The sequence below is a fragment of the Bradyrhizobium sp. UFLA05-109 genome (genome assembly GCF_054185165.1).
In genome coordinates this window covers 34,995-55,846 of the sequence record NZ_JBBIAR010000061.1, presented here as the reverse complement: position 1 = coordinate 55,846, position 20,852 = coordinate 34,995, and the positions used below count along the sequence as shown (strand labels likewise).

The window sequence follows — 20,852 nt, the reverse complement described above, 5'->3', positions numbered from 1 at the left end:
AGCTATTGTCGCGCATCGAACCCTCCCTGCCGGGCTGGATTCGATCACCGAATTAATGAACATGCACAATTGCGAGCGTTGGCGAAGCAATCCAGAATGGGAGACCCTCGCCCTGAGGAGCGCGCATCCTGCGTGCGTCTCGAAGGGCGGCCGATAGCTGGGCCGTCATCCTTCGAGATGCGCGTTCCGCGCCCCTCAGGATGAGGGGGACTGGGAAGAGCCACTCATGAATCTCAAACTCTTCGAACTCGTCGGCACTGACGCTGCGCGCCCCTTCAGCCCATATTGCTGGCGCACGCGCATGGCGCTTGCGCATAAGGGCCTTGCCGCCAAAACGCTGCCCTGGCGCTTCACCGAGAAAGCCGCGATCGCGCCGCACGGTTCGGAAAGGGTCCCGGTGCTGCTGCACGACGACAGGCCAGTCGTCGATTCCTGGACCATCGCCAACTATCTCGAAGACACCTTTCCGGATCGTCCGTCGTTGTTCGGGGGCGAGGGCGGCCGCGCCATGGCGCGGATGCTGAACGGGTGGGGTGACATCGCGATCGTCGGCGGCATCTTTCCGCTGATCATCGCCGACATCCCGAAGAACCTAGCGCAAGTCGATGCGGATTATTTCCGCCGGACGCGTGAAGCGCGTTTCGGCAAGCCGCTGGAGGAGATCATGGCGAGCCGCGACGCCGTCGTCGTCGCCTTCCGCAAATCACTCGACATCATGCGTCTCACTCTGAAGAAGCAAGCCTTCCTCGGCGGCAATGCGCCCAACTACGCCGACTACATCGTGTTCGGCGGCTTTCAATGGGCACGCGTGGTGAGCCCGTTCAAGCTGCTGGAGGCGGACGACTCCGTCTACGCCTGGCGCGAAAAGCTGCTCGACGCGTTCGACGGCATGGCGGGGAAGTCGCCGGGGCACCAGGTGTAGGTTTCGTAGCCCGGATTACGCTTGCGCTCCATCCGGGCTCCGCGACGCCGCGGCCTTGCGCAGGCAATCGCGGCACAGGCAATCCTCGCCCTCGACCGGCATCGGCAGCCGCGCGGTCTCCTCGGCGCACCAGCAGCTGTCGGATAGTCCGCATGAAAACGCCGTGCCGCAGCGAGAACAGACGATCTGACGCAAAGGGGCGGCGGGCGCGGTGAGGATTTCTTTCCGATTTGTCATCATTTGCGCCGAAGCTTCGCCGACATTTTCATGCGGGGTTCATCATTGAGGGCGGTATAGTAGTCGGTGCGCATGCCGCAAGGAAGTGCAAGGACAGAACAATGGCCCGCGATCCGCAAGCTGCGCTCGTTGCCCTCAACCGGTTCGGCTTTGGCGCGCGCGGCGGCGCATCCGGCGACTTCGTCAATGCGGCCTCCGACCCGCGTGGCTTCGTGAAGGCGGAGCTCGGCCGGCCGAACGGCGTGCTGCTGGAAGCGCCGGGCCTGCAATCGACGCCGCAGCTCGGCCAGGCCGTCTTCGAATATCAGGCGCAGGTGAAAGCGGCGCGCGAGGCGGCCGCCAAGGCCGGTGAATCGAAATCAGGTGATGTGAAACCAGGCGAAGGCCAGCCGCCGCAAACCCAGAGCGCGCCGACGCCAGCCGATCAGAAGCCCGCAGCGCGCCGCAACCTGTCGCTCAATGCAGTCGCGATGGACATCGCCGGCCAGTCGCCGGAGATGAAGCCGCCCGATGTCGCGGCAAAGTCCGCTGATGCGATGCAGCCCAATGCGGCGGCGCCCGCAGCAAAGCCCGCGCCGCAGCCGCTCAACGTGATCCAGAAGACGTTTCGCGCCGAGGCTTTGGCGCGGCTGCAACGCGCCACGCTCGCCGATTGCGGCTTCACCGAGCGCCTCGTTGCGTTCTGGTCCAACCATTTCTGCATCTCGGCAGCCAAGGGCGAGCTGGCGCGGATCTGGGCCGGCTCGTTCGAGCGCGAGGCGATCCGTCCGCATGTGCTCGGCCGTTTCGCCGACATGCTCAAGGCAGTCGAGCAGCATCCGGCGATGCTGTTCTTCCTCGACAACCAGCAATCGCTGGGTCCGGATTCGCGCGCTGGCCAGAACCGCAAGCGCGGGCTCAACGAAAATCTCGCGCGCGAGATCATGGAGCTGCATGCGCTCGGCGTGAATGGCGGCTACACGCAGGAGGACGTCACCTCGCTCGCGCGCATCATCACGGGATGGACCTTCGCCGGCCGGCAGGGCCGGTTGGGCGAGCCCGGCAATTTCGTCTTCAACGCCAATGCCCACCAGCCGGGGCCGCAGGTGCTGCTCGGCAAGACCTATGACGCGGCGGGGCTCGCACAGGGCGAAGCGGCGCTCGCCGATATCGCGCGCCATCCCTCGACCGCGAACTTCATCGCCACCAAATTCGCCCGTCACTTCGTTGCGGATGATCCACCGTCCGCGCTCGTGGCGCGCCTGCGCGACGTCTTCGCGAAGACCGATGGGGACCTCAAGGCGCTTGCGACTGCGCTCGTCGATTCCAACGAGGCCTGGGCTGCGCCGCTGACCAAGATGCGCTCGCCTTACGAATTCCTGGTCGCGAGCGGCAGGCTGCTCGCGCGCGTGCCGGAAGATCCCGGACAATATCTGGGCAGCCTCAATCTGCTCGGACAGCCGCTGTGGTCGCCTGCCGGACCAAACGGATTCCCCGACACCAACGCCGCCTGGGCCGCGCCCGAGGGCATGAAGCTCAGGCTCGACATCGCAGTCCAGATCGGCGCGCGGCTCGGCAACAATATCGACCCGCTCGATCTGCTGGAATTCGCCGCGGCGGATGCGGCCTCGACCGAGACGCGGCGGACCATCGAGCGCGCGGAATCGCGCCAGCAGGCCCTGGCGCTGCTCCTGATGTCGCCGGAACTGCAGAGGAGGTGACGATGGATTGCGCCGAGAACCGGCTCCTCGCTTCGCGACGTGCGCTACTGCTTGGCGGCGCCTCCTTCGCCGCCTGGGCGTACTTGCCGAAATTCGCGCGCGCGGCCGACGGTCGCGATCCCCGCCTGATCGTGGTGATCCTGCGTGGCGCGCTCGACGGCCTTGCGACCGTCGCGCCGGTCGGCGACCTCGACTATGCCGGCCTGCACGGCTCGATCGCGCTAAGGCGCGACGGCGAGCATCCTGCGCTCATGCTGGACTCGTTCTTCGCGCTGCATCCATCGATGCCGGAATTTGCGCGCATGTATCGCGACAAGCACGCCGCGGTGATCCATGCAGTGTCGACGCCCTATCGCGACCGTTCGCATTTCGACGGCCAGGACGTACTCGAAAGCGGCTATGCCGGTCCCGGGCGCGTGCAGTCCGGATGGCTCAATCGCGCGCTGGAGGCGCTGCCGCGCGGCGAGCGCGTCTCGAGCGGGCTTGCGGTCGGTCCGACAACGCCCTTGGTGCTTCGCGGCGCCGCGCCGACCGTCGGCTGGGCGCCGGTCGCGCTGCCACAGGCCGATGACGACACCGCGATGCGGCTCGTCGATCTCTATCGTCACCGCGACCCTCCGCTTGCGTCCGCTTTGTCGCAAGGCTTGCAGCTCGAGAAGGCGGCAAGCGGCGACGACATGAAGCCGAAGGGAGGCAATGCGGTCGCGCAAATGCGCCTGGTCGCGAAGGGTGCTGCAAAACTGATGGCGGCCGACGACGGCCCGCGCATCGCCGCACTCGCCTTCGACGGCTGGGATACGCATGCCAATGAGGGCGGTCCGGTCGGGCGGCTCGCGTTCCTGCTCGGCGGCCTCGACGCCGCGCTTGCCGAGTTCGAAAGCGGTTTAGGGGATCGCTGGCGCGACACCGTCGTGGTCGTCGCAACCGAATTCGGCCGCACCGCCCGCATCAATGGCACCGACGGCACCGACCATGGCACCGGCACGATCGCGCTGCTCGCCGGCGGCGCCGTGAGAGGCGGCCGCGTGATCTCCGACTGGCCGGGCTTGAAACTCGGCAATCTCTACGAAGGCCGCGACCTCAAGCCGACGACCGACCTGCGCTCCGTGATCAAGGGCGTGCTGCAGGATCAGTTCGGCCTTAGCGATCGCGTGCTCGCCGAGACGGTGTTTCCTGAGAGCGGCGCGACACGGCCGATGAAAGGGCTGATTGGTTGAGATACACTCGGTGTCATTCCGGGGCGCGCGAAGCGCGAGCCCGGAATGACGAACTACGTTGTCGAGCGTTAGGAGAATCCGCCAGATGTACATCGCCATGAATCGCTTCCGCGTCGCCAAGGGGTCCGAAGCTGCCTTCGAGCAGGTGTGGCTGTCGCGCGACACGCATCTGGACAAGGTGCCGGGCTTCATCGAGTTTCATCTGCTGAGAGGGCCGGAAGCCGAGGACCACACGCTCTATGCTTCGCATACCGTGTGGGCGAATTATGCGGCCTTCGAGGCCTGGACCAAGTCGGAGGCGTTTCGCGCGGCGCATCACAAAGCCGGCGACAACAAGCCGCTCTATCTCGGCCATCCCCAGTTCGAAGGCTTTGAGGTGATGCAGACCGTGGGGCGCGGCGGGAAGTAGCGCCGCGCTGCAGGCTTCAGCTGTTGGTGATCCCGTCGATCTCCGCGAGCTCGTCCGCGCCGAGCTTCCAGGCGATCGCCTTGACGTTTTCCTCGACCTGTTCGACGCGGGTGGCGCCTGCGATCACGCTCGCCACCTGCGGTCGCGCGGCGAGCCAGGAGAAGGCGAGCTCGACCATGGTGTGGCCGCGGGCCTTGGCAAAGGCTTGGAGTTTCTCGACGATATCCTCGTTACGCGGCGTGACGTAGCGGTCGCGCAGCGCCGGCGCCTTGGCAAAGCGCGTGTCGGCAGGCGCCGCCGCGCCGCGCTGGTACTTTCCAGTCAGAAGGCCGCTCGCCAGCGGGAAGAATGGCAACAGCCCGAGCTTGTACTCTTGCGCGGCGGGCAGCAGGTCGTCCTCGATGTCGCGCACCACCAGGCTGTATTCATCCTGGCACGAGACGAAGCGGCTGACGTTCATCGCACGCGCGGTAAACTCAGCCTCTGCGATACGCCAAGCCGGGAAGTTCGAATTGCCAATGTAGCGGACCTTGCCTTGGCGCACGAGATCGTCGAGCGCGCGCAGCGTCTCCTCCAGCGGCGTCAGCGGATCGTAATCGTGCTGCTGGTAGAGGTCGATGTAATCGGTCTTCAGCCGCTTCAGGCTCGCCTCGACCGCGCTCATGATGTAGCGGCGCGAGGCGCCCTGCTTGGTACCGTCGCTCGACATGGGCTTCGAGAACTTGGTCGCGAGCACGATGTCCTTGCGGCGGTCGCCGAGCACGGTGCCCAACACCGTCTCCGAACCGCCCATGCCCGCATAGATGTCCGCGGTGTCGAACAGCGTGATGCCGAGATCGAGCGCGCGGTGGATCACCTTGCGCGAGGTCTCCAGATCAGTTCGCTGGCCGAAATTGTTGCAGCCGATGCCGACGGCGGAGACACGCAGGCCGGAGGCGCCGAGATTACGGATTTCCATGGGAGGTCCTGTCAGAGGAGCGTGCGGACGAGCTCCCATTCTGACGGCCGTGCGGTCGGCCAGCAAGGCGACGGCCGCGGTGCTGCCATGCGCACAAAAAAATGCGGCCCCGGTCAGACGCGGCGACTGACGGGGACCGCTTGGGCGCGTGATCGGTGACGGGGGGCCTGATCAGGCGCGAGCGGGAGCCTAGTCCCGCAATGTTACGTGCAGGTGACAGCCGTGCTTATCCACAGGTTGCAACCGCGGCTCAGAAGATCTTGCGGTAGACGATGAAGCCGGAGCGCTCCGCCACCTTGTCGTAGAGGCGCTGCGCGGTGAGGTTGGTCTCATGCGTCTGCCAGTAGACTCGGGGCGAGCCCGCGGCCTTCGCCCGTTCATACACGGCGTAGATCAGCGCCGAGGCGACGCCCTGGCCGCGCGCGGCTTGCGCCGTGAACAAGTCCTGCAAGTAACAGGACGGCTCGATCGCAGTCGTCGAGCGGTGAAACAGATAGTGCGTCAGGCCGAGCAGTTGGCCGTCCTTGTCGGCGACGAGCGCATGCACCGGCTCGTAGGCATCGAAGAAGCGCTGCCACGTCATTCGCGTGATCTCGGGCGCGAGCGCGGTCGGCCCCGAGCGGCCGTAGAACGCGTTGTAGCCGTCCCACAGCGGCAACCATTGATCGTAGTCCTGCCGGGTGACGGCGCGAATGCTGAGGGACATGTCGAAATTCCGCGGTCGAAGGGGACGCGAGGGACTGGCCAAGCGGGCCGTCATTCATACGGTATGATTGCCGCGCTGATCAACCTGCTCTTGCGCTACTCGGCGACGCGCAAAGAGCGGATCAGCTTGCGGCCGGTGGGATCGCGCAGCGAGCGATAGTAATCGGCGCGCGATGGCGTGTCGCTGTGACGGACGAGGTCGGTCACAGGCGTGTAGCTCAGCATGCGTCCGCCATCGGGAAGCGCAGTGCAGACGAAGCGCAGCACCTCGCCATTGCTGAGCTTGATATTGATCGGTGTGGCGTCGCCCATCCTCACCATCTCCATCCGCTCGGCAATGAAGGCGCTCAATTCATCCTCGGGCAGCTCGAAGGCGCCGGTGTCGCGTCCGTGATACATCAGCGCGATGAAGGGCGGCCGGCTCTCGGCCCTCTCGTCGGGCAGTGAGAAATAATCGCGGAACGCCCGGTTGATGAACTCGGCGCGTGTTTCTGCATCGAGCAAAACAATGCCGATGTCGACCTGGTCGAGCGCCGCCGACAGGCGCTCCGCCGTGGCGTAATGCCGGCGCTCCAGCGCAAAAGCGTCGAGCAGGCGCTCGCGCATCAGCCCGGTAATCCCCGCGGTGGCGGCTGCCGTGATCGCGAGCAGGCCGAGCCGTACGAGGTCGGTCGTGGCGTAGCCGGGAACGGCCTTGTGGTTGAGAAAGAACAGTGCCGTGCCGATCACCGCAACACTTGCACTGGCCATGGCCGAGGCGAAGCCGGACAGCGAGCCGGCAAAGGCGACGATGCAGACGAACAGTGGTGCGGGCGAGGGGACGGGAAGATAGCGATCGAGCAGAAGCGCCAGCAGCGCGGTCGCTGCCGTCAGCGCCGGACCGGATATCGTACGCCATCCGAGGCGCATGGCCCTATCTTGCTCCCTGACGAGCTAACGCGAGGAGAGTGGCCGATCGTTGCACCGTTGCGGTGCGATTTCGCGCCAGATGCTTAAGGCGTGGCTGCGGCGGCGTGCAGAGCTTTCCGCTGATTTTACGCCAAATCGCAGCGCGTTTGAGCGAGCGCGCCTGCCAGCGTGCGCTTACACCGTCACATGGCTGCGCACGGCCGGAACGTTCAGCGTCGAAGTGCCCGTATTCTTGCGTGCGCCGGCGAAAATCAACAGCGATGCCGCGACCAGGATCGCCGCGGTCAGCGTCACTGCAACGATGATCACCGGTGACTTCATCGATGTCCTGTCGCGATGCCGGTCTGCGCAGGCCGGCACCGAAAGTGCCGAGTGGTGGTCCGGGATGGAACGAGGGGTCAGCCCGCAAGCCCCATCGCCATCGTGGCCCGGGTCGTCAGTACCGTCAGGGTGACGATCAGGCACAGCGACAGCGCTGCGATCGCGAGCGATGCCGCAACGGCACCTGTCAACCGGGAAGAGACAACGGGGGCGGATCGGCCCTGAAAGCCGACCATGCCGGACGCCCGATTCATGGTCTAAATCCTTCAACGCGCGAGCGAATCACTCGCAACGCAAACCACTGTCACAATTTCAACCGGCAATATTGGGGCGGCGGCTGCGCCGAACATGGCGAAATCGCGGCAAAGGTTAACGTTGTGCCCGGTATTCTCGCCCCGCTCAGGCGCTCGCGGCGATGCTTGCGGGATCGTCGATATCGGCCGGCCGCCAGTCCATCGACACGAAGCCGGGGGCCTGCTCGACCCGCTTCAGCCAGGCCTGGACCGCCGGGAAGGTCGAGAGGTCGAAGTCGCAGCGGTCGGCAAGATGGGTGTAGCCGTAGAGCGCGATGTCGGCGACGGTGAGCTGTCGGGCGGCAAAATATTCGGCGGTCTTGAGGTGGTTTTCCATCACCTGGAGCGCGCCATAGCCACGCTCCATCCAGTCCTCCAGCGCGTGAGTCTGAAGGTCGCGGCCGCCCTTGACCAGCGATAACCAGAAATAGGCGGCACCGATATTGGGCTCGAGCGCGTGCTGTTCGAAGAACATCCATTGCAACGCCTCGGCGCGGTCGATGCGTTGCTCGGGCGCGAGCGGTGTACCGCCGGCCACGTACCAGAGGATGGCGTTGGACTCGGCGAGGTAGCGGTCGTCGCCGACCTCGAGCAACGGCACCTGGCCGGAAGGATTCTTCGCAAGAAAATCCGGCGTGCGGCTCTCGCCGCGCAGAATGTCGATCTCGATTGCCTGGTAGGGCAGGTTCAACAGCGCCAGCGCAAGGCGGACCTTGTAGCTGTTGCCGGAGCGTTGCATCGAATAGAGCTTGTACATTCCAGAGGTTCTGATCCGGTGATGGGAAGGCGCCGCTTGTTGCCCTGCAACGCGGCTAAACAATGATGCCGTTGCGAATCCGCCGCAAGGGCCGCGCGCTAGAAAAACTTGAAATCGCTACTGCACTGCAACGCCGCAAAAAATCATTTCAACACGACCGAACAATTCGCATCACGCTTGCGTCAGCTTGCGCTCATCTCGCGCCGGCGAATGGTTGCGGTATCATCTGCGCGATCACTTCGCATCGTCAGGTTGCACGGCCACGTCAGGTCCGCGGCTTGCACCTTCCGCAAGGAGCGAAATTGCTCGGAGGACAATGCTTGCCGGATATGAGCCATTCCGGCAGCAAAGTTTAGGAATATTGCGCAAATCCGTGGCCTCGTTGGCGCGGAGCCGTAAACTTTTGCCTCAACAGGCCGAAGTTTCTTGCGGTGCAGCGCCACCCGTCCTAGGGTGCATCATTCCCACAATCAGAGTCGTGATGCTCAAGGGCTCACGACGCTCGCCAGGAGATGATGATGTCCTTCCTTGCCGCTGCGCTCGACCGTGTGAAGCCGTCCGCGACCATCGCGGTCACGGATAAAGCACGCGCGCTGAAAGCGGCAGGCCGCAACGTCATCGGCCTCGGCGCCGGCGAGCCCGACTTCGATACGCCCGCCAACATCAAGCTGGCCGCGATCCATGCCATCGAAGCCGGCAAGACCAAGTACACTGCGGTCGACGGCATCCCCGAGTTGAAGGAAGCGATCATCGCGAAGTTTCAGCGCGAGAACGGCCTCAGCTACAAGCCGAACCAGGTGATCGTCGGCACCGGCGGCAAGCAGGTGCTCTACAACGCGCTGATGGCGACCATCAATCCGGGCGACGAGGTGATCATCCCGGCGCCCTATTGGGTCAGCTATCCTGAGATGGTCGCGCTCGCCGGCGGCGAGCCCGTTCCGGTGGTCTGCACCGCCGCGACCGGCTTCAAGCTCCAGGCCGAAGCGCTCGAGCGTGCCATCACGCCGAAGACCAAATGGGTCATCCTCTGCTCGCCGTCGAACCCGACCGGCGCGGCCTACACCAAGGCCGAGCTGAAGGCGCTCACCGACGTCCTGGTGAGGCATCCGCATGTCTTCGTGATGACGGACGATATGTACGAGCACCTCGTCTATGACGACTTCCAGTTCACCACCGTCGCGCAGGTCGAGCCGAAGCTCTACGACCGCACGCTCACCGTGAACGGCGTCTCGAAAGCCTACTGCATGACCGGCTGGCGCATCGGCTATGCCGGCGGTCCTGCGCAGCTCATCAAGGCGATGTCGACCATCCAGTCGCAATCGACCTCGAACCCCTGCTCGATCGCGCAGTGGGCCTCGGTGGAAGCGCTGAACGGTCCGCAGGATTTCATCCCCGCGAACAACAAGGTGTTCAAGGAGCGCCGCGACCTCGTCGTCTCCATGCTCAACCAGGCGAATGGCATCGAGTGCCCGCGCCCCGAGGGTGCGTTCTATGTCTATCCGTCCTGCGCCGGCACGATCGGAAAGACCGCGCCATCGGGCAAGGTGATTGGAAACGATGAGGCGTTCGTCACTGAGCTCCTCGAAAGCGAAGGCGTCGCGGTCGTGCAGGGCTCGGCCTTCGGCCTCGGTCCGGCCTTCCGCATCTCATACGCCACCAAGACCTCCGATCTCGAAGACGCCTGCAAACGCATCCAGCGCTTCTGCGGCAACCTGCGCTAGGCCGTCGGATCAATGAAACAAAAAGGCCCGCTTCCAGGCGGGCCTTTTTTTGAACCGCAGGTGATCTGGAACCACCAAGATTATTATGGCATAGACGCTTCGCGCGCCGCGGGTGCGGCGCTCTCTCTCTGCTCGCATCACATCATAGCCGGAGACTTTCCATGCGCCGTTCACTCCTCCTCGCCGGGCTTGCCGCGGCTGGCATCGTTGCGTCCGTCGCAAATGCGAGCGCGCAGCAGCGGATGGTGCAGGTCGGGGTGCTCGAATGCCGCGGCGGCGCCAGCATCGGCTTCGTGGTTGGATCGGTGACCAATCTCGGCTGCGTGCTGCGTGCCGAAGGCCTGCCGGAGGACCGTTACGTCGCGACCATCCGCAAAGTTGGTCTCGACCTCGGCATCACCCAGGAGACGGCGCTGGCGTGGGGCGTGTTCGCGCCAGTCGACCGCCTCGGGCCTGGCGACCTCTCGGGCAACTATGCCGGCGCGCAAGGCAGCGCGTCGGTCGGCGTCGGCTTGGGCGGCAACGTGCTGGTCGGCGGCTCCAACAATTCGATCGCGCTCCAGCCGCTCAGCGTGCAGGGCCAGGTCGGACTCAACGTTGCCGCGGGCCTCGAAAGCCTGGAACTCCGGCCGGGTCGATAACGTCAAGCACGCTTTCGGCGACGACGCACCGCAGCGACGTTTCGCGCTTGCCAAAACGAAGGGACGGGCAGAGCATCGACCTTTGCCGACCCAATCACGGGCCGAGCTCCACATGAAGGAGGCGGCGAATGGGACAAGACGTCAGAAGTCCCCGAGGTCCACGGTGCATTGCGCTGGTGGGCCCTTTCCAAAGCGGTAAAACCACTCTTCTCGAAGCGATTTTGGCACGAACGGGCGCAATCCCGCGTGCCGGCAGCGTCGACGCCGGGACTTCGGTGGGCGACGCCACGGCAGAGGCCCGTCATCACAAGATGACCGTTGGCCTGACGGCTGCCACCACGAGTTTCATGGGCGACAGCTACACCTTCCTCGATTGTCCGGGTTCCGTTGAGTTCGCTCACGACATGCGCGCGGCGCTTCCCGCGGTCGACGCTGCAGTCGTGGTCTGCGAGGCCGACGAGAAGAAGCTGCCGCAGCTTCAGATCATCCTGCGTGAGCTGGAGGAGATGAAGATCCCGCGCTTCCTGTTCCTCAACAAGATCGATCGCGCCAACAAGCGCATTCGCGAGACGCTCGAGACGTTGCAACCGGCCTCCCGCGTGCCGCTGGTGCTGCGTCAGATTCCAATCTGGAGCGGCGAGCTGATCGAGGGCTTCGTCGATCTCGCGCTCGAGCGCGCCTTCGTCTATCGCGAGCACAAAGCCTCCGAAGTCGTCGCGCTCGAAGGCGGCAATCTCGACCGCGAGAAGGAGGCCCGCTTCTCGATGCTGGAGAAGCTCGCCGATCACGACGACGCGCTGATGGAGCAATTGCTCGAAGACATCCAGCCGCCTCGCGATGCCGTGTTCGACGATCTCTCGCGCGAACTCCGCGAAGGCTTGATCTGCCCGGTGCTGCTGGGAGCGGCGGCACGTGAGAACGGCGTGCTGCGCCTGATGAAAGCGCTGCGCCATGAGGCGCCCGGCATTGCAGAGACCGCCAAGCGGCTTGGCACGCCCGATACCAAGGATGCGCTGGGCTATGTCTTCAAGACGCTGCATTCGCAGCATGGCGGAAAGCTGTCGCTGACGCGCTTGCTTGCCGGCCATCTCGACGACGGCGCAACGCTGCAATCCGCCTCGGGTGGCGCAGGGCGCATCTCCGGCATTCTCGCCGTGAACGGTGCCTATGATACCAAGCGCCCGTCGGCGGAGGTCGGCGACACGGTCGCGCTCGGCAAGCTCGATCCGATCAAGACAGGCGACACGATCTCGACCGGCAAGACCCAGCCGGCTCAGCTGATCGCGGTCGAGCCGACGCCGCCGGTGCTTGCGATCTCGGTCGCGGCCACCGATCGCAAGGATGACGTCAAGCTCGGCCAGGCGCTCGCCCGGCTGCACGAGGAAGATCCCTCGCTCGTCATCGTGATGAACGCCCAAACCCATGACACCGTGCTGTGGGGGCAGGGCGAGATGCACTTGCGCGTCGCCAGCGAGCGGCTGCGTGACCGCTTCGGCGTCAACGTCAAGTCTCACCCGCCGGCGATCGGGTACCAGGAGACCATCCGCAAGCCGATCGTCCAGCGCGGCCGGCACAAGAAGCAGTCCGGCGGCCACGGCCAGTTCGGCGACGTCGTGCTCGACATCAAGCCGCTCGCGCGTGGAGAAGGGTTCAAATTCGCCGAGAAGGTGGTTGGCGGTGCGGTGCCTCGCAACTACATCCCGGCGGTGGAGGAAGGCGTCGTCGACGGCTTGACGCGCGGCCCGCTAGGCTTCCCCGTCACTGACGTCGCGGTGACGCTGACCGACGGCTCTTATCACAGCGTCGACTCCTCCGATCTCGCGTTTCGCACGGCGGCGCGGGTCGGGCTCAACGAAGGCCTGCCGCAATGCCAGCCGGTGCTGCTTGAGCCCATCCATGTCGTCGAGATCGTCTGCCCGACGGACGCCACCGCCAAGATCAACGCGATCCTGTCGGCGCGGCGCGGCCAGATCCTCGGCTTCGACACCCGCGACGGCTGGAGCGGCTGGGACTGCGTGCGCGCCATGATGCCGGAGGCCGAGATCGGGGAGCTCATCGTCGAGCTGCGCTCCGCAACCGCAGGCTCCGGCAGCTTCACCCGCCAGTTCGACCACATGGCCGAGGTGACGGGGCGCGCCGCCGATCAGATCATCGCCGCGCATCGCGACGCGGCGTGATGGTGGCATCTCGTTGGACGGCCGGCCGCTAGGCCGGCCGTCGACGCTTCACGTTTCAATTCATTGAGCTTCGTGACCATCCTCCGTGCACGCGAGGATAGTGCGTGAAGCCAGGCTCGATTCCCGTTGCAAAATCGTGCTTGCCGCCGTGCTGAGCGCGTTCGCTGGCTATGTCGGCGGCATCGCCCTCCTGCCTCCCGGGGGCGAGATTTGCACGGCGCTGCGACGCTCGCGTGCTTGACAGCGCGGGCCGGACGCGAAATGGATCGCCGACAAACTCCCGGGAGGGACTGTTGCGAACCTGCGCCTTCGAGGAAAAACCGTGTCCAAGACGCCCGTAGCCTGCCTGATCGGATGGCCAGCGGCGCATTCGCGCTCACCGTTGATCCATCGCTACTGGCTTCGCACGCTCGGTATCGAAGGCGGCTATGTGATCGAGGCGGTGCCGCCGGAGGATCTGCGCGACTTCGTGCTGCGGCTGTCGTTGCGCGGTTTCGTCGGCGGCAACGTCACGATCCCGCACAAGGAGGACGTGCTCGCGCTCTCGACGCCAGATGCGCGCGCCAAGGCGGTCGGTGCCGCCAACACGCTGTGGCTTGCGGGTAGCGAACTGCATTCGACCAACACCGACGTCGAAGGCTTCATCAACAATCTCGACGCCAGCGCACCGGGTTGGGATGCGGCCGAGGAGGCGCTGGTGCTGGGTGCCGGCGGCTCGTCCCGCGCGGTCGTGTTCGGCCTGCTCGAACGCGGCGTCAGTCGCGTCCATCTCGCTAACCGCACCATTGCGCGGGCCGAGACGCTTGCGACTGCGTTCGGCGCGCGCGTGCAACCCCTGGCCTGGGACGCGATCGGTGACGTGCTGCCGCGCGCAGGACTGCTCGTCAACACGACGTCGCTCGGCATGCGTGGTCAGCCGGCGCTCGAACTCGACATCACGCTCCTGCCGCAGCAGGCGGTCGTTGCCGACCTCGTCTATGTTCCGCTGATCACGCCACTGCTCGCGGCCGCGCAGGCACGCGCGCTCAAGACCGCCGACGGGTTCGGCATGCTCCTGCACCAGGCCGTGCGCGGGTTCGAGCTGTGGTTCGGCAGGCGGCCGCAGGTGACGGCAGAGCTGCGCGCGCTGGTCGAGGCCGATCTCACAAAATCTTGAGAGAATAGGACGCGGCCTCCGGGGTCCTGTCCTCGTGGGACAATCGGAGACTTTTCATGCCTGTTCAACGTGCAACTTTCACGCGTCCGCTCGTCGCTGTCGCGATGGTGGGCCTGTCCACGCTCTACGCCGTCGCGCAGCAGGCGCCTGTGCCGACACGGGTCCGCGGAACGATCGAAAAAGTCGATGGCGATCTGCTGTCGGTGAAGTCACGCAGCGGCGAGGATATCAGGCTGCATGTCGCCCCCGACCTGCGCGTCGCGGGGATCACCAGGATCGCCCTTTCTGATATCAAGGTCGGCTCCTTCATCGGAGCGACCACGGTGCCGGGACCGGACGGCGGCCAGAACGCCGTCGAGGTCCATGTCTTTCCGGAAAGCATGCGCGGCACCGGCGAAGGTTCGCGTCCGTACGATCTGCGGCCGAATTCAAGCATGACCAATGCGACGGTGGCCGAGAGCGTGGTCGGCAATGACGGTCACACTCTGCTCGTCAAATACAAGGACGGCGAGAAGAAGGTGTTCGTTTCTTCGGAGACGCCGGTCGTCACCTACGTGCCCGGCGATAAATCGGACCTGAAAGAGGGCGCCAAGATTATCGCTTTCGTCAAGCAGCTGGCGGACGGATCGTTCGAGACCAGCCGCGTCAGCGTCGGCCGCGACGGCCTGACGCCGCCGATGTGAGGCGCTCGCGGTGCGCCGGTCGATTTTCGTGATCGCAACAAAGCGCAGGACAGCGGAATAGGCATCCGAGTCTGGGGTTGCGATGATTGACCGGCGCAACCACCCTGGAGGGACGCCATGCAGGAACTGAACGCCCGGAGGCCACACACGCTCGTGGCCTCGCTTGCTACCATTGCCATTGCGTCGTCTGCGTTTCTGTCTTCGATCGCGTCGGCGCAGCAGGCACCGACGGTCCGTATCCGCGGGAGCATCGAGACCGTCGATGGCAACATGCTTGGCATCAAGACTCGCGAAGGCAGCGACGTGAAGGTCCGCATGACCGACAACGTGGCGGTGTTCGCCGTCGTCAGGACTGCGCTGTCGGAGATCAAGGAGGGCTCCTATATCGGCGTCACGGGCATGCCTGAGCCCGACGGGTCGCAGCGGGCGATTGCCGTGCACATATTCCCGGAGAACCAGCGTGGCGCGGCCGAAGGTTTTAGACCCTGGGATGCGCGCGCCAACTCGACCATGACGAATGCGACCGTGGCCGAGACGGTCAAGGGCACCGATGGCCAGAACATCCTGCTCAAATACAAGGACGGCGAGAAGAAGATCGTGGTGCCGCCGGACACGCCGATCGTCACCTTCGTCGCCAGCGACAAATCCGAGGTGAAGCCGGGCGCGAAGCTTATCATCTTCGGCGCGGCCAAGAAGGAGGACGGTTCGCTCGAAGCCAACCGTGTCAATGTCGGCCGCGACGGAGTGACGCCCCCGATGTGACTGCGGGCGTCGTTTCCGGGCGGCACGGCTCGTCGTCCCGGTTTGGGCCTCAAGGAGCCGTCAAAGCATTGGACCGATCCACGCCCGGTCAACCCAGGCTGCGGGCGAGCCAGCAGCCTTGCGCGCTGTTGGGCTCCCGGCCCATTTTTTGCCCGAAAGCTGCCCTTCCTCCCGCGCGGGCCGTCGTATATCAGAAATTTGCCATCGAACCCGCCGATAATCCTCGGGAGCCAATTGCGATGGCGACAGTTATTTAATCCAAAGATCACAATCTGGCCTTAAGTCGACGCTGAGCGCAGACGACTATTTCAACCGAGGTACGGCATGGCAAATCGATCGACGACGGCGCAATCCACTCTGGCGATGCGGCGTTGGCGGCCTGCCGGCCTTGTAACGATCGCGGCGATGGCCGTGCTGGTGGCGCTGACCACCGACGCGGCCGCGAAGCAGGTGCGCCCCGTAGCCGAAGCGGTCGCGCCGCGCGCGGCGGGCGAGCCGATCATGGCGATCGTGTCGATCAAGAGCCAGCAGGTCACCTTCTACGACGCCGACGGCTGGATCCTGCGCGCGCCGGTGTCGACCGGCACCACAGGACGCGAGACGCCGGCCGGCGTCTTCGCCGTCATCGAGAAGGACAAGGACCACCACTCGACCATGTACGACGATGCCTGGATGCCGAACATGCAGCGCATCACCTGGAACGGCATCGCGCTGCATGGCGGTCCGCTGCCCGGCTATGCGGCCTCGCACGGCTGCGTGCGGATGCCCTACGGCTTTGCGGAGAATCTGTTCGACAAGACGAACATCGGGATGCGGGTGATCATCTCGCCGAACGACGCCGCACCGGTCGACTTCTCTCATCCGGCGCTGTTCGTGCCCAAGAAGGAGGCCATTGCTGCGGCCCCGGGGCGGGCCGATGCGCTTTCTCGCGAGGCAGAAGAGGCTACCCGCGCAGCCGATGAGACGAAGCAAGCCGCCGCGACGACGGCGCGCGAGGCCGCAGCGCTTCCCGCGGCGCTGCGCAAGCTGGAACAGCAGAAGAAAAGCGCTGATGCCGAGCTCGCTTACACGGACAAGATGCTCGCCGCCGCAAAGACCGATCAGGTCAAGGCCCGGGCCGAGGAGCTGAAGCAAAAAGCCGCCACCAAGGCCGCCGACGCGGCGACCCAGCTCGACGCCGCAAAGGCCAGCGCGCAGCCCAAGCGCGATGCCGCCGCCGCCGCCAAAGACGCCGCCAAGGCCGCAGCGACCAAAAAGGCCGACGCCGTCAAGGCGGCGACCGAGGCGAGGCTCGCGCTCGAGCCGGTCTCGGTCTACGTCAGCCGCGCGACACAGAAGCTTTACGTGCGGCGCAATACGCATAAGCCTGCGCCGGACGGCGGCGGCGAGGTGTTCGATACGAGCATCGAGGTTCCCGTCACGATCCGCAATCCCGACAGGCCGTTCGGCACCCATATTTTCACGGCGATGGCGAAGAGCGACTCAGGCCTGCGCTGGAGCGTGGTCACGATCGACAGCGGCGATGACGCCAAGGACGCGCTCGACCGCATCACCATCCCGCTGGATGTGCTCGACCGCATCGCGCCAACCGCGATGCCGCGATCCTCGATCATCATCTCGGACGAGCCGCTGAGCAGCGAGACCAACTATCGCACCGAGTTCGTCGCGGTGCTGAACAACCAGCCCCAGGGCGGGTTTATTACGCGCAAGCCGACGGCCCCCATGGCCGTTGCGAGCGACGACGGTTGGGACAACAACGGCTTCGGTTTCTTCTTCCAGCCGCGTGACCCGAACCCGCAACCCGTCAATCCGCGCCGGCGCGGCGGCAACCAGTACTGGCAGCCGCAACAAGGCTGGTGGTAAGTCGCGGTACGTCGCGCGCGGTCCCAGAGCGCGATAGGTTTGGTTGAATCGATTGGTACGGGCCTGCTCAACCTCTCCCGCCTGCGGGAGAGGCATAGGCCGCCTTCGGCGGCCGTCCTCCCTAAGGAACGCCGAGGCTAGGCCTCGGCCATGGCGTAGCGCCGGGTGAGGCTCTCTCCGCTTGGGGATTGTTCACTGAGGAGACACCCTCTCCCCAGCCCTCCCCCGCAGGCGGGGGGAGGGAGCGCACCTTCATCAAAGCCTGATTTCGTCGCGCTCTAGACCGCGATGATGTGATCGTCGATCTCGTCCACCCTGTTGACGCCGCACAGACCCATGGTCGTCAGCAGCTCCTTCTGGATGATGTCGATCGCCTTGGCGACGCCGGCCTGACCGCCGGCGCCCAGCCCATACGCATAAGCGCGGCCGATCATGCAGGATTTTGCGCCGAGCGCGAGCGCACGCATCACGTCCTGGCCGGAGCGGATGCCGCCGTCGAACATGATCTCCATCTTGTCGCCGACCGCATCCGCGATCTCGGGCAGTACCTCGATCGAGGACGGCGCGCCGTCGAGCTGCCGGCCGCCATGGTTGGAGACGACGAGGGCTTGCGCGCCGGTTTTTGCGGCCTCCTCGGCATCCTCGACGTCGAGGATGCCCTTGATGATGAGCTTGCCCGGCCAGATGCTGCGGACCCACTCAACGTCCTTCCAGTTCAGCGACGTATCGAACTGCGAGGCGGTCCATTCTGCCAGGCGATTGAGATCCTCGGTGTTCTTCACGTGGCCGGCGATGTTGCCGAAGGTGCGGCGCTTGCCGCGCAGCACGCCGGAAACCCAGCTCGGCTTGGTCGCGAAATCGATGAGTTTCGACAGCGACCACTCGGGCGGTACCGTCATGCCGTTCTTGACGTCGGCATGGCGCTGCCCGATCACCTGGAGATCGACCGTGAGCACCAGCGCGCTGCACTTGGCGGCAATCGCGCGCTGGATCAGGTCCTTGATGAAACCGCGGTCCTTCATCACGTAGAGCTGGAACCAGAACGGCTTCTCGACATTGGCTGCGATGTCCTCGATCGAGCAGATCGACATCGTCGACTGCGTGAACGGGATGCCTGCGGCTTGCGCCGCGCGGCAGGCGTGGATCTCGCCGTCGCCATGCTGCATGCCGAGCAGCCCGACCGGCGCGAGAACCAGCGGCATGGTCGATGGCTCGCCGAGGATCGTGGTCGAGGTGTCGCGCTTGGAGACGTCGACCAGGATGCGCTGACGAAACTTGATCTGCTGGAGATCGTCGCGATTGGCGCGCAACGTTTCCTCGGCATAGGAGCCTCGGTCGCAATAGTCGAAGAACGCTTTCGGCACGCGCTGCTTGTGCAGCGCACGTAAATCTTCGATGCAGGTGATATGCTTCATGACGTTCCCCGGCCCGTCCTTGCGTCAACGGATTTAGGGGTCATCTAGCATGGATGGGTGCACAGCCAAATCGTTTGCGAGGAGGGCGCCATGACCAGACCGCAACCCGCGCCGAAATCCACGGATGCCGACGAGAAGCATCGCCTCGACCAGGCGCTCGAAGAAGGGCTGGAGGAGACCTTTCCGGCCTCCGATCCGGTCAACGTCACTCAGCCTGCGCCGACTCGCGGCGATCGGCATGTCAAGCGCTCTGAATAGTCGCCGCAAGGGTTCCATTGGTTCGCGGACGTTTGGCGAGAGTTTCAATATTAACAAAGGGTTACCGGACCGTTTGGTGTGCCGGGTTCCGTAATGATTCATCATATTTCTTGAAGCCAACTTAGCTGCAATGGCATTATAAGACGCCGGCGCAATCAGGGATGCGGTGCCTTCGATGGCATCCGGTGGTTGTATTGGGGATTCCCGGTTGCCGCGTGGGGGAGTCTTATGAGCCGCAAATATTTCGGGACCGACGGGATTCGAGGCCGTGCCAACGGACTGATCACGCCGGAGCTCGCGCTCAAGGTTGGCCAGGCCGCCGGCCTTGCGTTTCAGCGCGGTGAGCATCGCCATCGGGTCGTGATCGGCAAGGACACGCGCCTGTCCGGCTACATGATCGAATATGCGATGGTCGCGGGCTTCACGTCCGTCGGCATGGACGTGCTGCTGGTCGGCCCGATGCCGACGCCGGCGGTCGCAATGCTGACCAAGTCGATGCGCGCCGATCTCGGTGTCATGATCTCGGCCTCGCACAATCTGTTCGAGGACAATGGCATCAAGCTGTTCGGCCCGCAGGGCTTCAAGTTGTCCGACGACGTCGAGAGGCAGATCGAGCAGTTGCTCGACGAGTCCCTCGATAAGAAGCTCGCACAAAGTGCGAGCTTGGGCCGAGCCCGCCGCATCGACGGCGTGCATGACCGCTACATCGAATTCGCCAAGCGCACCCTGCCGCGCGATCTGTCGCTCGACGGGCTGCGCGTCGTGGTCGATTGCGCCAATGGCGCCGCCTACAAGGTGGTGCCGGAAGCGCTGTGGGAGTTGGGCGCCGACGTCGTGCCGATCGGCGTCGAGCCCGACGGCTTCAACATCAACAAGGAATGCGGCTCGACCTCGCCGGAGGCGCTGTCGAAGAAGGTGCGCGAGATGCGCGCCGACATCGGCATCGCGCTCGACGGTGATGCCGATCGCGTCATCCTGGTCGACGAGCGCGGCCACATCGTCGATGGTGACCAGCTGCTCGCGGTGATCGCTCAGAGCTGGAAAGAAGACGGACGGCTGTCGCGGCCCGGCATCGTCGCGACCGTGATGTCCAATCTCGGGCTCGAGCGTTTCCTGAAAGGGCAGGGGCTCGATCTGGTGCGCACGCCTGTCGGCGACCGCTACGTGCTCGAGCAGATGCTGAGCGGCGGCTACAATCTCGGCGGCGAGCAGTCCGGCCACATCATCCTGTCCGACTACGCCACCACCGGCGACGGCTTCGTCGCCGCATTGCAGGTGCTGGCGGTGGTGCAGAAGCTGCGTCGTCCGGTCTCCGAAGTCTGTCATCGCTTCGATCCGCTGCCGCAGATCCTGAAAAACGTTCGCTACAAGAGCGGCAAGCCGCTCGACGACAGCGACGTGAAGTTGGCGATCTCCGACGGTGAGAAGCGGCTCAACGGCCACGGCCGGCTCCTGATCCGCTCCTCCGGCACCGAGCCCGTGATCCGCGTGATGGGTGAGGGCGAGGACCGCATCCTGGTCGAGGAAGTCGTCGATACAATCGTGTCCGCGCTCGGACAGGCTGCAGCTTGAGGCACATCGTTACGTGAAGCACCATCGTAGTCCGGATGGAGCGCAGCGAAATCGGGGACCGTGCCAATTGGGCTCCCGGATTGCGCTTCGCTACATCCGGGCTACGAACTTGGGGAAAGTTGGACGGGGCGCGACGCGCATCCCAGCCATGGGCGATTAGCGCTGGTCCGGCCGCT

General features: G+C 64.9%; 21 protein-coding genes. 13 read left to right on the top strand and 8 right to left on the bottom strand.

The window, feature by feature from the left end; all coding sequences use genetic code 11:
• Nucleotides 1-226 precede the first annotated feature (226 nt).
• Complete coding sequence (locus Q3C01_RS34110) at nucleotides 227-922, top strand: glutathione S-transferase family protein (protein WP_458149654.1); 696 nt, start codon at nucleotides 227-229, stop codon at nucleotides 920-922.
• 15 nt (nucleotides 923-937) lie between these two features.
• On the opposite strand, the gene Q3C01_RS34105 is transcribed toward Q3C01_RS34110, so the two are convergent.
• Nucleotides 938-1,159 (bottom strand): cysteine-rich CWC family protein, encoded by a 222-nt coding sequence (locus Q3C01_RS34105; protein WP_458149653.1) that lies wholly within the window; start codon nucleotides 1,157-1,159, stop codon nucleotides 938-940.
• A 101-nt stretch (nucleotides 1,160-1,260) separates the two neighbouring features.
• On the opposite strand from Q3C01_RS34105, the gene Q3C01_RS34100 reads away from it, so the two are divergent.
• The 3 genes from Q3C01_RS34100 to hmuQ all read left to right on the top strand — a co-directional run bounded on the left by Q3C01_RS34100 (nucleotide 1,261) and on the right by hmuQ (nucleotide 4,485).
• Nucleotides 1,261-2,859: a DUF1800 domain-containing protein gene (locus tag Q3C01_RS34100; RefSeq protein WP_458149652.1), complete on the top strand. Its 1,599-nt coding sequence runs from the start codon at nucleotides 1,261-1,263 to the stop codon at nucleotides 2,857-2,859.
• A 2-nt stretch (nucleotides 2,860-2,861) separates the two neighbouring features.
• The gene (locus Q3C01_RS34095; RefSeq protein ID WP_458149651.1) at nucleotides 2,862-4,076 is read left to right on the top strand and encodes a DUF1501 domain-containing protein; all 1,215 of its coding nucleotides are present in this window, start codon (nucleotides 2,862-2,864) and stop codon (nucleotides 4,074-4,076) included.
• A gap of 85 nt (nucleotides 4,077-4,161) precedes the next feature.
• The gene (gene hmuQ, locus Q3C01_RS34090) at nucleotides 4,162-4,485 is read left to right on the top strand and encodes a heme-degrading protein HmuQ (protein ID WP_458149650.1); all 324 of its coding nucleotides are present in this window, start codon (nucleotides 4,162-4,164) and stop codon (nucleotides 4,483-4,485) included.
• Nucleotides 4,486-4,501: 16 nt separating this feature from the next.
• On the opposite strand, the gene Q3C01_RS34085 is transcribed toward hmuQ, so the two are convergent.
• The 6 genes from Q3C01_RS34085 to Q3C01_RS34060 all read right to left on the bottom strand — a co-directional run bounded on the left by Q3C01_RS34085 (nucleotide 4,502) and on the right by Q3C01_RS34060 (nucleotide 8,428).
• On the bottom strand, nucleotides 4,502-5,443 hold the full coding sequence (locus Q3C01_RS34085; RefSeq protein ID WP_458149649.1) for an aldo/keto reductase: 942 nt from the start codon (nucleotides 5,441-5,443) through the stop codon (nucleotides 4,502-4,504).
• A gap of 250 nt (nucleotides 5,444-5,693) precedes the next feature.
• Nucleotides 5,694-6,149, bottom strand: a complete 456-nt coding sequence (locus Q3C01_RS34080) for a GNAT family N-acetyltransferase (protein ID WP_458149648.1) — start codon at nucleotides 6,147-6,149, stop codon at nucleotides 5,694-5,696.
• Nucleotides 6,150-6,244: 95 nt separating this feature from the next.
• Nucleotides 6,245-7,057 carry a PAS-domain containing protein gene (locus tag Q3C01_RS34075; RefSeq protein WP_458149647.1) on the bottom strand — a complete coding sequence of 271 codons (813 nt, stop codon included), beginning with the start codon at nucleotides 7,055-7,057 and terminating at the stop codon, nucleotides 6,245-6,247.
• Between the two features lie 174 nt (nucleotides 7,058-7,231).
• Nucleotides 7,232-7,378 (bottom strand): hypothetical protein, encoded by a 147-nt coding sequence (locus tag Q3C01_RS34070; protein ID WP_458149646.1) that lies wholly within the window; start codon nucleotides 7,376-7,378, stop codon nucleotides 7,232-7,234.
• A 77-nt stretch (nucleotides 7,379-7,455) separates the two neighbouring features.
• On the bottom strand, nucleotides 7,456-7,632 hold the full coding sequence (locus Q3C01_RS34065) for a hypothetical protein (RefSeq protein ID WP_458149645.1): 177 nt from the start codon (nucleotides 7,630-7,632) through the stop codon (nucleotides 7,456-7,458).
• Nucleotides 7,633-7,777: 145 nt separating this feature from the next.
• Nucleotides 7,778-8,428 (bottom strand): glutathione S-transferase family protein, encoded by a 651-nt coding sequence (locus tag Q3C01_RS34060; RefSeq protein WP_458149644.1) that lies wholly within the window; start codon nucleotides 8,426-8,428, stop codon nucleotides 7,778-7,780.
• A 518-nt stretch (nucleotides 8,429-8,946) separates the two neighbouring features.
• Between Q3C01_RS34060 and Q3C01_RS34055 the strand changes: the two genes are divergently transcribed.
• From Q3C01_RS34055 to Q3C01_RS34025, 7 genes are all read left to right on the top strand, one after another.
• The gene (locus Q3C01_RS34055) at nucleotides 8,947-10,149 is read left to right on the top strand and encodes a pyridoxal phosphate-dependent aminotransferase (protein WP_458149643.1); all 1,203 of its coding nucleotides are present in this window, start codon (nucleotides 8,947-8,949) and stop codon (nucleotides 10,147-10,149) included.
• 161 nt (nucleotides 10,150-10,310) lie between these two features.
• Nucleotides 10,311-10,790 (top strand): DUF992 domain-containing protein, encoded by a 480-nt coding sequence (locus Q3C01_RS34050; RefSeq protein WP_458149642.1) that lies wholly within the window; start codon nucleotides 10,311-10,313, stop codon nucleotides 10,788-10,790.
• A 128-nt stretch (nucleotides 10,791-10,918) separates the two neighbouring features.
• The gene (locus Q3C01_RS34045) at nucleotides 10,919-12,967 is read left to right on the top strand and encodes an elongation factor G (protein WP_458149641.1); all 2,049 of its coding nucleotides are present in this window, start codon (nucleotides 10,919-10,921) and stop codon (nucleotides 12,965-12,967) included.
• Nucleotides 12,968-13,289: 322 nt separating this feature from the next.
• Entirely contained in the window at nucleotides 13,290-14,123 is an 834-nt protein-coding gene (locus Q3C01_RS34040; RefSeq protein ID WP_458149640.1) for a shikimate dehydrogenase, read from the top strand.
• Between the two features lie 56 nt (nucleotides 14,124-14,179).
• The gene (locus tag Q3C01_RS34035) at nucleotides 14,180-14,806 is read left to right on the top strand and encodes a hypothetical protein (RefSeq protein ID WP_458149639.1); all 627 of its coding nucleotides are present in this window, start codon (nucleotides 14,180-14,182) and stop codon (nucleotides 14,804-14,806) included.
• Between the two features lie 117 nt (nucleotides 14,807-14,923).
• The gene (locus Q3C01_RS34030) at nucleotides 14,924-15,568 is read left to right on the top strand and encodes a single stranded DNA-binding domain-containing protein (protein ID WP_458149638.1); all 645 of its coding nucleotides are present in this window, start codon (nucleotides 14,924-14,926) and stop codon (nucleotides 15,566-15,568) included.
• A 324-nt stretch (nucleotides 15,569-15,892) separates the two neighbouring features.
• Nucleotides 15,893-17,431 (top strand): L,D-transpeptidase, encoded by a 1,539-nt coding sequence (locus Q3C01_RS34025; RefSeq protein ID WP_458149637.1) that lies wholly within the window; start codon nucleotides 15,893-15,895, stop codon nucleotides 17,429-17,431.
• Between the two features lie 278 nt (nucleotides 17,432-17,709).
• On the opposite strand, the gene Q3C01_RS34020 is transcribed toward Q3C01_RS34025, so the two are convergent.
• The gene (locus Q3C01_RS34020) at nucleotides 17,710-18,846 is read right to left on the bottom strand and encodes an alpha-hydroxy acid oxidase (protein WP_458149636.1); all 1,137 of its coding nucleotides are present in this window, start codon (nucleotides 18,844-18,846) and stop codon (nucleotides 17,710-17,712) included.
• A 90-nt stretch (nucleotides 18,847-18,936) separates the two neighbouring features.
• Between Q3C01_RS34020 and Q3C01_RS34015 the strand changes: the two genes are divergently transcribed.
• Together Q3C01_RS34015 and glmM are read left to right on the top strand one after the other, a co-directional pair.
• Entirely contained in the window at nucleotides 18,937-19,104 is a 168-nt protein-coding gene (locus Q3C01_RS34015; RefSeq protein ID WP_458149635.1) for a hypothetical protein, read from the top strand.
• Nucleotides 19,105-19,332: 228 nt separating this feature from the next.
• A complete protein-coding gene (gene glmM / locus Q3C01_RS34010; RefSeq protein WP_458149634.1) occupies nucleotides 19,333-20,676 on the top strand; it encodes a phosphoglucosamine mutase in 1,344 nt (447 codons plus the stop codon).
• Nucleotides 20,677-20,852: the final 176 nt, after the last annotated feature.